Source organism: Bacillus paranthracis (assembly GCF_024296885.1).
Taxonomy (GTDB): domain Bacteria; phylum Bacillota; class Bacilli; order Bacillales; family Bacillaceae_G; genus Bacillus_A; species Bacillus_A paranthracis.
This window is the reverse complement of sequence record NZ_CP101135.1, coordinates 3821911-3834660: the sequence shown is the minus strand read 5'-3', so window position 1 is coordinate 3834660 and position 12750 is coordinate 3821911. Positions and strand designations below refer to the sequence as shown.

At 34.4% G+C, this 12750-nt stretch carries 13 protein-coding genes; 8 read left to right on the top strand and 5 right to left on the bottom strand.

The features are described from left to right. Positions 1-46: 46 nt before the first annotated feature. Complete coding sequence (locus tag NLJ82_RS19695) at positions 47-853, bottom strand: Cof-type HAD-IIB family hydrolase (RefSeq protein ID WP_000594235.1); 807 nt, start codon at positions 851-853, stop codon at positions 47-49. 165 nt (positions 854-1018) lie between these two features. Here NLJ82_RS19695 and glcT point away from each other — a divergent pair, with 165 nt between their 5' ends. The 4 genes from glcT (at position 1019) to ptsP (ending at position 6382) form a co-directional block, all read left to right on the top strand. Continuing rightward, positions 1019-1867 (top strand): glucose PTS transporter transcription antiterminator GlcT, encoded by an 849-nt coding sequence (gene glcT / locus NLJ82_RS19690; RefSeq protein WP_000073863.1) that lies wholly within the window; start codon positions 1019-1021, stop codon positions 1865-1867. 339 nt (positions 1868-2206) lie between these two features. After that, positions 2207-4270, top strand: a complete 2064-nt coding sequence (ptsG, locus tag NLJ82_RS19685; RefSeq protein WP_000473192.1) for a PTS glucose transporter subunit IIABC — start codon at positions 2207-2209, stop codon at positions 4268-4270. Positions 4271-4406: 136 nt separating this feature from the next. Continuing rightward, entirely contained in the window at positions 4407-4670 is a 264-nt protein-coding gene (ptsH, locus tag NLJ82_RS19680) for a phosphocarrier protein HPr (protein WP_000411079.1), read from the top strand. Further along, a complete protein-coding gene (gene ptsP, locus NLJ82_RS19675; RefSeq protein WP_000174221.1) occupies positions 4670-6382 on the top strand; it encodes a phosphoenolpyruvate--protein phosphotransferase in 1713 nt (570 codons plus the stop codon). Before ptsH ends, ptsP begins: the two co-directional genes overlap by 1 nt. Positions 6383-6479: 97 nt before the next feature. On the opposite strand, the gene NLJ82_RS19670 is transcribed toward ptsP, so the two are convergent. From NLJ82_RS19670 to NLJ82_RS19660, 3 genes are all read right to left on the bottom strand, one after another. Then, on the bottom strand, positions 6480-6851 hold the full coding sequence (locus NLJ82_RS19670; RefSeq protein WP_000468014.1) for a DUF3915 family protein: 372 nt from the start codon (positions 6849-6851) through the stop codon (positions 6480-6482). A 196-nt stretch (positions 6852-7047) separates the two neighbouring features. Then, entirely contained in the window at positions 7048-7266 is a 219-nt protein-coding gene (locus tag NLJ82_RS19665) for a hypothetical protein (protein WP_000100487.1), read from the bottom strand. A 289-nt stretch (positions 7267-7555) separates the two neighbouring features. Next, positions 7556-8173, bottom strand: coding sequence for a nitroreductase family protein (locus tag NLJ82_RS19660; protein WP_000180604.1), 618 nt, complete (start codon positions 8171-8173; stop codon positions 7556-7558). 332 nt (positions 8174-8505) lie between these two features. On the opposite strand from NLJ82_RS19660, the gene NLJ82_RS19655 reads away from it, so the two are divergent. The 4 genes from NLJ82_RS19655 to NLJ82_RS19640 all read left to right on the top strand — a co-directional run bounded on the left by NLJ82_RS19655 (position 8506) and on the right by NLJ82_RS19640 (position 12246). Further along, positions 8506-9798, top strand: a complete 1293-nt coding sequence (locus NLJ82_RS19655; protein WP_001023204.1) for a GGDEF domain-containing protein — start codon at positions 8506-8508, stop codon at positions 9796-9798. A gap of 90 nt (positions 9799-9888) precedes the next feature. After that, positions 9889-11025, top strand: a complete 1137-nt coding sequence (locus NLJ82_RS19650) for a serine hydrolase (RefSeq protein WP_000591947.1) — start codon at positions 9889-9891, stop codon at positions 11023-11025. Between the two features lie 4 nt (positions 11026-11029). Continuing rightward, positions 11030-11908: an NAD(P)-dependent oxidoreductase gene (locus NLJ82_RS19645; RefSeq protein ID WP_000681094.1), complete on the top strand. Its 879-nt coding sequence runs from the start codon at positions 11030-11032 to the stop codon at positions 11906-11908. Between the two features lie 5 nt (positions 11909-11913). After that, positions 11914-12246 carry a DUF3909 family protein gene (locus tag NLJ82_RS19640; RefSeq protein WP_000365613.1) on the top strand — a complete coding sequence of 111 codons (333 nt, stop codon included), beginning with the start codon at positions 11914-11916 and terminating at the stop codon, positions 12244-12246. Positions 12247-12284: 38 nt separating this feature from the next. Here NLJ82_RS19640 and NLJ82_RS19635 read toward each other — a convergent pair whose 3' ends face one another. Beyond that, positions 12285-12560 (bottom strand): hypothetical protein, encoded by a 276-nt coding sequence (locus NLJ82_RS19635; RefSeq protein WP_000054669.1) that lies wholly within the window; start codon positions 12558-12560, stop codon positions 12285-12287. Positions 12561-12750 lie beyond the last annotated feature (190 nt).

Below are 12750 nucleotides of genomic sequence, written 5' to 3'. Positions count from 1 at the left end.
TAAATGTCAAATTGTTTAACATGTAAAGAAAAAATACGACTCATCCTTACAAGGAGTGAGTCGTATTTTTATTATGAGCAATTACGTGGTTAACAGCATCTTTAACTGTATTTACTACATAGTGAGCGTGTTCTTTTACTGCGTCATCTGCTTGAGCCATAGCAAAACTGTGAGGAGTTAGAGCAAACATTGGAATATCATTATAAGAATCCCCTATGCAAGCAACTTCCTCTGGTTGTAATTGAAACTCTTTTAATAAAACAGAAATAGCAGAACCTTTACTAATATTAGGTGGCATTACATCTAAGCATTGTTCTGCTGAAATGAACGTACTAACTTTTCCATGAAATTTTTCATCAATTTTTTTCTGAAGGAGTTGTAAGCTCTCCTTTGTTCCACCGACAGAAATTTTATTCGGGAAAATTGTATCATCTATTTTCTGTAATAAATTTGGTTCTTCGACAGAAGTCATCGTTACTTGTTGCTCAAGTTCGTGAATAAACGGTGTTTTTTCTTCAATGTAGTAATTATGTTCATCACTAACATAACGGAAATAAGGATCTTCATTCGTCATGTGTAACAATTCAGGAAGAATGCTGGAATCAAAAGTTGCAGATAATAGCTGCTTATTTTCATTTGTATATACAAAAACACCATTAACACTAATGCGGTGAAAATTTGTATTTACAGCTTTCATTAAGTCTGCAATTTCATTATCAAGTCGGCCAGAAGCGAAACAAAGAATCACATTTTGTTCAGCAAGACTACGAAGTGCTACAATATCCTGTTCGTCAATTAAACCTCCGTGTTGCATCATTGTACCGTCGATATCACTTACAAACATTTTAATCATGTTGTTATCTCCTTTCTATGTACAGTTGCTCTTACATTATACGCATCATATATAAACATGTCTAAAAAATGAATTTTTATGAAATGGTAGATGTTTTACATTGACGACAAAGAAGAATATTCTGTAACATAAAAGCAGGCTATTTAAGTACGAGGGTGGTGTTATATGAGTAATTATCTAGAAATTAAAAAAGTTTTAAATAATAATGTCATCATTGCTAGCCATCCTGAACATGAGGAAGTAGTAGTGATTGGTAAAGGAATTGGATTTGGGAAAAAAGCGAAAGATGTATTGGAGCAAGAACAAATTGAAAAAATGTTTGTTCTAAAAAATGAACGTGATCGTGAACAATACAAACTGCTAGTTCCGCATGTGAGTGAAAAATTAATTGAATTAATGAATGATATTATGTTCTATATTCAAGAAAAAGCAAAATCCCCATTGAATGAACATATTCATATCGCTTTAACAGATCATATTTCTTTTGCAATTAAGCGTTTAAAACAAGGGTTTACAATTGATAATCCTTTTTTAGTTGAAACGAAAATGCTCTATCCAGAGGAATATAAAATTGCTGAAGGTGTTGTAAACCTTTTAAATTCTCGTTTGCAAATTACATTGCCAGAAGGAGAAATCGGGTTTATTGCACTCCATATTTACAGTTCACTTACAAATTCAGATTTATCTTCAGTTAATCAAAACTCCCGTCTCATCGCACAGCTTGTATCTTTAATTGAGACGAACTTACAAATTACATTAGACCAAGAAAGTATTCACTATTTACGCCTTATTCGTCATCTTCAATATGCTATTGAGAGGGTGAAAAAAGGAGAAAAAGTAGAGGAATCGCAAAGTTTTGCTGATTTATTAAAGGCGGAATATCCTGTCTGTTATAATTTAGCTTGGAAGCTAGTTAAGGTTATGCAAAAAGAATTGCAACTTCCTGTTTATGAAGCAGAGAGTATATATTTAACGATGCACCTGCAGCGCTTAGTGAAGGCAGAGCATGTGTAAAATGACATATATTTTTGTCGAAAATGAAAACGTTAAAAAAAATCATTGAATCGCTTACAATAGTTATGTATAATAACTATTGCAAAGTTATACAAATTTCGACAAACACATTAAGGTATAAAACGAAAACGTTTGCCTTAATTATAGTGAACTTATACGTAAACCTATTTTTGACACGTGTTACTGATTCGATCAGGCATGAGTGGAGAAAAGTAAGGAATGTAAGCTAGAGAAAGGGATATACTACCCTTTGTATAGCTATCGTTCTATCTTTTTTTCCTCATGCCTTTTTGGCGTTTGTCGGAAGGTATCAATATAGATAAGAGAGGAAGGGTTTCCATGTTTAAGAAGATCTTTGGTGTTCTTCAAAAAGTCGGAAAAGCGCTTATGCTTCCAGTAGCGATTTTACCGGCAGCAGGTATTTTACTTGGATTTGGTAATGCATTTCAAAATCCACAGTTAACAAATGTTATTCCTGCTTTAAAAGCAGATTGGTTCGTAATGGTAGCAAAAATTATGGAACAATCTGGTGATATTATTTTCGCTAACCTTGCATTACTATTCGCAGTTGGGGTAGCAATTGGCTTAGCTGGTGGAGACGGAGTAGCTGGTTTAGCAGCATTCGTTGGCTACTTAATTATGAACAAAACGATGAGTGTGTTCTTAGAAGTAGATAAGCTAGTGAAAGTAACAAGTTCTGGAGCAGATCCAGTAAAAATTGGATTTACCGATCCAGCATATGCAAACGTATTAGGAATTCCAACGCTACAAACAGGAGTATTTGGTGGTATTATCGTCGGGATAGTAGCGGCATATTGTTATAATAAATACTTCAACATTGAATTACCATCATACTTAGGTTTCTTTGCAGGTAAGCGTTTCGTACCGATCGCAACTGCAACATTCTCTTTAATAGTAGGTATTATCATGTGCTTCGTTTGGCCATACATTCAAGGTGGCTTAAACACGTTCTCACATCAAATGATTGATGCAAATAGAACATTAGCAGCATTCATATTCGGTTTAATTGAACGTTCATTAATTCCATTTGGATTACATCACATTTTCTATTCACCGTTCTGGTTCGAATTCGGTCAGTATACAAATGCGGCTGGCGAATTAATTCGTGGTGACCAAAAAATCTTTATGGCACAGTTAAAAGACGGTGTAGAATTAACAGCAGGTACATTTACAACTGGTAAGTATCCGTTCATGATGTTCGGTCTTCCAGCAGCAGCTTTAGCAATGTACCATGAAGCACGCCCAGAAAATAAAAAATTAGCAGCTGGTATTTTAGGTTCTGCTGCATTAACATCTTTCTTAACAGGTATTACAGAGCCACTTGAATTTTCATTCTTATTCGTAGCACCAGTATTATTCGGAATTCACGCTGTATTCGCTGGTCTATCATTTATGACAATGCAAATTTTAGGTGTTAAAATTGGTATGACATTCTCTGGTGGTTTAATCGACTTCCTATTATTCGGTGTACTACCAGGCCGTACGGCATGGTGGTGGGTAATTATTGTTGGTCTTGTACTAGCGGTTATTTACTACTTCGGATTCCGATTTGCAATCCGTAAATGGGATTTAAAAACACCTGGCCGTGAAGTTGCAAATGCGAATGAAGGTGCAGGAAAAGCAGAAGCAGGTGAACTTCCTCGTGAAGTATTAGTAGCACTTGGTGGTAAAGAAAACATTGCTTCTTTAGACGCTTGTATTACTCGTTTACGTGTTCAAGTTAACGAACAAAAGAATGTAAATAAAGATCGCTTGAAAGAACTTGGAGCAGCTGGTGTACTTGAAGTTGGAAATAACATTCAAGCTATTTTTGGACCGAAATCTGACACATTAAAATCACAAATTCATGATATTATGTCAGGTCGTACACCTCATGTTGAAAAAGCAGAGCCTGTAAAAGTAGAAGAAGCTCCTCAAAAAGTTGATGAAAACGAAACAATCGTTTCACCAATTGAAGGGAAAATCCTACCTATTACAGAAGTGCCGGATCAAGTATTCTCAGGAAAAATGATGGGAGATGGATTTGCAATTGAGCCAACAGAAGGAACAGTAGTTTCTCCAGTTAACGGTGAAATTGTCAACGTATTCCCTACAAAGCATGCAATTGGTATTCAATCTGAAGGTGGAAAAGAAATTTTAATCCACTTCGGTATTGATACTGTAAAATTAAATGGTGAAGGTTTTGAAGCACTTGTAGCGCAAGGTGACAAAGTGAAACAAGGACAACCATTATTAAAAGTAGATCTTGCATTTGTAAAAGAAAATGCACCATCTATCATTACACCAATTGTATTTACGAATTTACAGCAAGGGCAGCAAGTCGAATTGAAAAAAGATGGAAATGTTAAGAAGGGCGAAAACGCTATTATTGACATTCAGTAGGAATTTGACGCAAAATGTTTATAATTATAATAGGTGATGTGGTTGACCGAACATCGCCTATTATATACAATAGATGATGTAGTACTCACGTCTATACAACTAAAAAAATACTGTAATTTAAAGGAGATAAATTATCATGGAAAAAATCTTTAAAGTAACTAGCGACTCAGGAATTCATGCTCGTCCAGCAACTCTACTTGTAAACACTGCAAGCAAATTTGGTTCTGACATTAACTTAGAGTATAACGGAAAGAACGTTAACTTAAAATCAATCATGGGCGTTATGTCTTTAGGTATTCAACAAGGCGCGGAAATTAAAATCACTGCAAATGGTGATGATGCAGCTCAAGCACTAGCAGCTATCGAAGAAACTATGAAAAACGAAGGATTAGGAGAATAATGACTCTTAACATTCAAGGGATCGCTGCATCAAGTGGGATTGCTATTGCAAAGGCTTTCAGACTTGAAAATCCTGAATTTAACATCGAAAAGAAATCAATTACAAACGAAGCTGCAGAAATTGCACGCTTAGAAGCTGCGCTTGAGAAAGCAAAAACAGAATTAGAAGCTATTAAAGACCACGCTTTTGCTGAGCTAGGTGCTGACAAAGCTGCGATCTTTGAAGCACATTTATTAGTGTTAAATGATCCAGAACTAGTAAACCCAGTAAAAGATAAAGTAAATAGTGAAAAAGTAAATGCTGAATTTGCAATGGATGAAGTTGCATCAATGTTTATTTCTATGTTTGAAAACATGGATAACGAATATATGAAAGAACGTGCTGCGGACATTCGTGACGTAACAAAACGTGTTCTTGCACATTTACTAGGCATTAACTTCTCAAATCCTGGTACAATTTCTGAAGAAGTAATCATTATTGCTGAAGATTTAACACCATCTGATACAGCTCAGTTAAACCGTAAGTATGCAAAAGGTTTTACAACTGATATCGGTGGACGTACATCTCACTCTGCAATTATGGCTCGCTCTATGGAAATTCCAGCTGTTGTTGGTACGAAAGTTGTTATGGAGAAAATCCAAAACGGCGATATCGTAATCATCGATGGTTTAGATGGAGAAGTAATTGTTAATCCATCAGAAGAAACTCTTCGCTCGTTTGAAGAAAAGAAAGCGAAATTTGAAGAGCAAAAAGCTGAATGGGCAAAATTAAAAGATCAAGCTACTGTAACAAGTGATGGACATCACGTTGAGCTTGTTGCAAATATCGGAACACCAAATGATGTACAAGGTATTATCGATAATGGCGGAGAAGGCGTTGGTTTATACCGTACAGAATTCTTATACATGGGCCGTGATAATCTTCCAACAGAAGAAGAGCAGTTCGAAGCGTATAAAGCAGTTCTTGAAGGTGTAAAAGAAGGTCAACCTGTTGTTGTTCGTACACTTGACATCGGTGGAGATAAAGAGCTTCCATACTTACATTTACCAAAAGAAATGAACCCATTCTTAGGATACCGTGCAATTCGCTTATGTCTTGATGAGCAAGATGTGTTCCGTACACAACTTCGTGCATTACTTCGTGCTAGCGTATACGGTAACTTAAAAATTATGTTCCCAATGATTGCAACTCTTGATGAGTTCCGTCAAGCGAAAGCAATCCTATTAGAAGAAAAAGCGAAACTTGTAGAAGCGGGTACAACTGTTTCTGATTCTATTGAAGTTGGTATGATGGTTGAAATCCCAGCTTCAGCAGTATTAGCAGATCAATTTGCAAAAGAAGTTGATTTCTTCTCTATCGGAACAAACGACTTAATTCAATACACAATGGCTGCAGACCGTATGAACGAACAAGTATCTTACTTATACCAACCATATAACCCATCTATTTTACGTCTTGTAAAAATGGTTATCGATGCTGCTCATAAAGAAGGCAAATGGGCTGGTATGTGTGGTGAGATGGCGGGAGATTCACTTGCGATCCCATTATTATTAGGATTAGGTTTAGATGAGTTCAGTATGAGTGCAACATCTATTCTTCCTGCAAGAACACAACTAAGCAAGTTGTCAAAAGCAGAAATGGAAACATTAGCAGAAAAAGCATTAATGATGTCAACTGCTGAAGAAGTTGTTGAACTAGTTAAAAGTATATAATCAATAAAAAAACCTGAGTCGATTTGAAATCGGTCTCAGGTTTTTTCTATGAGAAAAGTAAAACTTATTTTCTTACTTTTGAAGATAAGGAACAAAATTAGATAGCGATAGCAACGATATCAGCTGGGCATACACGTAAAATACCAGTAAAAGTATTTCGGTTTTGATTGTGCTTATCGTCTTTATTGTTATCTTTGTTATCTTTGTCATTGTTATTACGAGCTAAAGCAGAGAAAAGAGCAACACCGTTACAGAAACCTTCAAAAATTACATTGTTGAAAGATCCAACACCTTTAACGCTTAATAGAGAAAGCTCTGTTCCAACTGAAATGCTAGCAAGTACGTTACATACAGCTGGTTGTTGTGGTCTAACTACTTCTTTCTCTTTCTCTTTCTCATGATGTCTGCACTCTCTTTCATGATGATGACAGTCTCTAAAGTTATCACAGCATCCAAATGATCCAAACATAATCCTCATCACCCCCTTCACACTTATAATCTATGTAAGTTCGGTAGTGAGTGACTGGACAGAGAGTGGAATTTTTTCTAGGGGAATTTCTCATTTTAAAAGACTAGCTGGGTGTTTATTACGGAATGATGTTTAAAATAGGATAGATATCACAAAAAAGTGTAAAGACCACCGAAATGAATGAAATAGGTAGCCTTTACACTTTTTTGCTTTTATATAAAACGATGATATATACAGGAAGAGCTAACAGTAGCGGTACAATGGATCGTGCAGTATGTTTTTCTGATTCTAATTGGAATGCTTCTTCTTTTGGAAATTGTAAAACTGAAATATTTGCAGCATCGCCAATAAAATATAGAAGCAGTACAGTTACTATGTAACATAAAAGTGCAATAAAGCTTCCGTATGAACTCAATGAAAATCCCTCTCTTGTTATCTATTTGTTATCATTGTATCATAATTGTAACAAAAACACACGGTTATATTTCGATACTTTAACAAAATTCGACACGAAACGTCATTTATATGTATGCGAATAGCATGAAATTTACTGTTTTTTATGTGTGGATGTCGAATCATACATTTTAGTATTACGGATGTGTGACAGAATAAAAAAGAAACGAAGGTAATGAAATTACCTTCGTTTCTTTTTTATTCGTATGAAAGGGCAGTAAGACCCTCACACTGATTCAAGTTTCGCTTTATTATTTTGCCCATTCACTCACTTGTTCTACGCTCATTCGTGGTGCAGGATGGCCTTTTAAAGTGGATTCCCCAATTGTAATAAGCATAATTGGTACGTAGCGAGATGAAACATTGAATTCTTCTGTAAGTGCTTGTGGGTTGAAACCACCAATCGCACAAGTATCCCAGCCAGTCGCTTTAGCTGCAAGCATAAGTTGCATTGCTGCTAAAGATGCATTTGAAAAGGCTGCATCTCTTGGGAATTGCTCACGGGCATATGCAGACTCAATATTTTTAGCTAAGCGTTCTTTTGCTTCTTCTTTCATAAATCCTTGTTCTACAATTGGACCATAAACGGGTTCAACGTTTTTATAAGCTTCTAAATCACCTAAAATAGCGACTACAGCAGAAGCATCAAGAATTTGTTGTTGGTTATAAGCAATTGGATGTAATCGTTTCTGTACATCTTCACCTTGGAATACAAGGAATTTCCAATGCTGTAAATTCCAAGCGGAAGGTGCTTGGGCAGCTCCCTTTAAAATCTCGTGTAACTCTGTAGATGAAATTTCTTTCTCTGGGTTGAATGCACGTGTAGATGTGCGTTCATATAAAACATTAAAAAAGTTTTCGTTTGTCATTATATATCCTCCAAATTACATATCAAATTATGAAAAAAATACATGTAATATATTCTACTTACATTTTGTAAGTTATCGAATTTAAGAATATAATATCTTTATTTTAATTGTCAAGTTTTCAAGCGGAAGCTAGGGCATTCATACAAACGATACAATTCCTATAATCATACACTAAAAAAGGAATTTATAGAGTGAAAAAGCAAAGATAACATTCTCAATTAGCTTGTTAACATGTATCCCTCACTCATTAAAGTTTTTAGAGAACAGTTTTTTATAAAATGTTTGTGAGGAATTCTGTAGAACAAGATATATGAAGTGAGTGAAGACTAGTGATGAACATACTACATTTTTTATTAGAGAATACGGTTTTCCAAAATGTATTACAAGATCTTCAGTTAAATGTCCTTTATATAGAAAATGGATGCACACATCAACAAACGATAGAAAATATCCATCCAAAATGTATGTTTATAGCAAATAGTTTTGAAGAAGGAGAAGTATTATTTCAGAGGACTAAACCACATATTGTAATTATGTATGTAACAGATTTTTCTCAAATAAAATATATAAAGAATATGTATAATCCACAGAGTACATTTATTGTCATTTGGGATCAACAAATAACAAGCGAGTTTGCAGAGGTGCTTACGTTAGGAATACGTAATATTGTGATAGCCCCTGTGACTCCGCAAATGGTGTTAGAGGAAGTAAATAAAAGTTTATATCAGCTTTCTTTAGTGCGGCAAGTAAGTTTGCAACAAGAACTACTTCAAACGATGTTTGATTTTCGAAATGATCTATTATTTATAGTAGAAGACGATGAGATTGTTGATTGTAATACAAATTTTTTAGAGTTTTTCGGATATGAAAATTTGTTTGCTTATCGTGAGCAACATTTAGTATTTGCTGAACATCTTATTAGAGAAAATGGATACTATTCAACAACTCATGATATAACATGGTTAGATGATACATTATCATATGATAGAAGAATTAAGATGTCCAACTATGAAGGGGAAGTGTCAACTTTTTTATTGCGTGCGACACCATTGCCAGAAGATTTATCAAGATTTATTGTGAAGTGTACAGAGATTACCGAATTAGATGAAATCTATCAAGAACAAGAAAGACTTGCTATGATAGATTCGTTAACAGAGATTTATAATCGTTTGAAATTCCAACAAATACTCGAGGCAGAATGGGATAATGCGATGCGTAATAATGAAAACATAGCACTTATTTTATTTGATATAGATAATTTTAAAGCAGTAAATGACACGTATGGCCATGACTTTGGTGACTTAGCATTAATTGAGCTTGCAGAGCTCATGAAATCTAAAGTGGAGCAGCAACATGTATTTGCTAGGTGGGGAGGAGAAGAATTTATTATTTTAGTAACGAATACAGTAGAAAAAGAAGCATTTCAAGTTGCGGAATCATTACGATTTTTCATTGAAACAAAGCAATTCTCAGGAATTTCGAAATTAACAGCGAGCTTTGGAGTTGCATTATATGAAAAAGGGATTACAAGAGAAGAATTAATGCAACGAGCGGATATTGCATTATATGAAGCGAAAAAAAATGGAAAAAATCAAGTGTGTGTATATAGAAAAGAAAAAAAGTGATTTTTCGCAACAAATTGTTGCGATTTTTTTTTATTACTTGATAATAGAGTGTAGGGGGGATTTTGAACGAAGGAATTATGGAGGAACAAAATGATAAAAAAAATAATGATGATAGTTTCAATATGTGCTTTAGTTTGTGGAGGAGTATACTATTTTCTCTATAATTCTAATATAAAGGAAAATAAAGAATTAACAACTAAGGTGAATCCTGCTGTTGAATCAGAAGTACAAGAGAATATAGAAGAAGAAAAAGAAAAGCAAATTGATTACGCTAGCATATCTCAAAAATTAGATCAATATTTAGTCGGAAAGCAATTCAATGGAACAGTTTTGGTAACAGATAAAGAGCATGTTATATTGAATAAAGGATATGGGTATGCTGATGTTCAAAATAAAATAGAAAATACGCCTCACACAAAATATCGTATCGGTTCTATTACGAAAACAGTTGTGGCTACATCTATTTTACAACTGCAGGATCAAGGTAAGCTAAATATTCAAGATAATGTAAATAAATATATTCCTTCATTTCCGGAGAATAAAAATATTACGTTATATCATTTATTAACGCATACCTCTGGTTTACCTGAACACGCAAAAGGCAATGTTAATGCTGCTTCCCGTTTACAGTTAATTAATTGGATTGGACGTCAAAATTTAGAATTTCCTGCAGGAACAGGTTGGAGATATACAGATTATAATTATATGGTGCTTGCCTATATAATAGAACATATATCGAAAAAACCTTTAGGAGATTATATAAAAGAAAATATATTTGCAAAAGCAGATATGCATGAATCTGGTATGGGAAATATGGTACCTGGAGATAAAAATTTTACAAAGGGTTATGTGAAAAAAAATCAAGAGCTTGTACCAGCGCAGAAGGTAGGCATGGATTGGCTATATGGTTGTGGTGAGATGTATACGACAGTTGGAGATATGAAGAAATTAGACGAAGCAATTATAAATGGAAAACTTCTTTCTGAACAAAGTATACAAGCGATGTTTTCACCTTCACCAGAACGAAAATATGCATTTAGTTTTTACATATATCCGGATTATTTTCATAATCATGGTGTACTATCTGGTTGGAACACTTTCAATAATTTTAATAAAGAAAAAGGGACTTTTGTTATTTTATTTTCAAATGTGAAAAATAGTATGGATGATGACTTCAATAAAGATTTCCGAAAGATGGTAAGTGATTTATTAGAACAAAGGGGATGAGAAAATGAAACATAAAAATGTATCAATTGGTTTCATTGGTATTGGTGTAATGGGAAAAAGTATGGTGCGTCATTTCATGCAAGACGGTCATACAGTATATGTATATAATAGAACAAAATCGAAAACAGACTCTTTAGTACAAGATGGTGCAAATTGGTGTGATACACCGAAAGAGTTAGTAAAGCAAGTTGATGTTGTAATGACTATGGTTGGGTATCCACATGATGTAGAAGAAGTGTACTTTGGGATAGATGGAATTTTGGAGAATGCAAATGAAGGTACGATTGCAATTGATTTCACGACATCTACACCAACATTGGCAAAACGTATTAATGAAGCCGGTAAAAGTAAGAATGTATATACGTTAGATGCACCTGTATCTGGAGGAGACGTTGGTGCGAAAGAAGCAAGACTCGCAATTATGGTCGGTGGAGAGAAAGAAATATATGATAGATGTTTACCGTTATTTGAAAAACTAGGAACAAATATTCAGTTGCAAGGGCCTGCTGGAAGTGGACAACATACAAAAATGTGCAATCAAATTGCGATTGCTTCTAATATGATTGGAGTATGTGAAGCTGTTGCTTATGCAAAAAAGGCTGGATTAGATCCTGATAAAGTATTGGAGAGTATTTCAACGGGAGCAGCAGGTAGCTGGTCATTAAGTAATTTAGCTCCTCGAATGTTAAAGGAAGATTTTGAACCAGGTTTTTATGTAAAGCATTTTATGAAAGATATGAAGATCGCGTTAGATGAGGCTGAAAGATTACAATTGCCAGTACCAGGTTTAAGTTTGGCGAAGGAATTGTATGAAGAGCTAATAAAAGATGGGGAAGAAAATAGCGGAACACAAGTGTTATACAAAAAATATGTAAGGGGGTAAATGAGATGGATCTTCAAAAATTTGATGAGATGATTGATACTGTACAAAGAGCAACATGTATACAAATTAATGAAAAACAAAAAGAAGCTTTTAAACAAAAATATGATTTTGAACCGAATTTCGAATATGGAAGAGATGAGAAAGGGCATTACGTTATTCGAACTTCAAAAAAGATGCTAGAAGAAATGGAATTTTATTTGGCATTGAAATATGATCGAGATGGAGTTGACCTTTACATGGAAGCGGAGATTGATGGTATATATCATGTATCTGTTAGCTATAGTGAAGACGCTTTGCACCTACAAGAATTGTTTCAATTTCTAGAAGAAAAAAAATAAAAGTCCTCATTTGAGGACTTTTATTTTTAATTTTGTAATTATAAGCTAGAAGCACGGCGGCATCGTTCCATTGGGAATGGAATAACTTGTGCGATGTGATTAGGACCAAATTGTTTTGTACGAGCATGGCGTATTATATAAAATGCACACAGAATTGAAACAGGAATAGCACCGAACAAACCAAAAAATAAAGCGCTTACACAAGATGCAACAAAACCTAAAACACCAACTTCTAATTCTTCCATAATAGCTCCTAGAATAATAGGAAGTGCTCCACACGTAACCCCTAGTATAAGTGCGATAAGTAAACTCATGATTATCCCCCTCTGTTTGCGATATTTTTTCCTTCTTAGTTAATTGTAGTATATCATATATAAAACAGAATTTTCAGAAAAAATTCAAAAAAAGTTCAATAAATGTTCAAAAAGTATTAATAAATATACTTGAAAAATTGAAGGAAGAGATTGTACTGAAAAGAAGGAATAATACGGTTAGAACCATAAA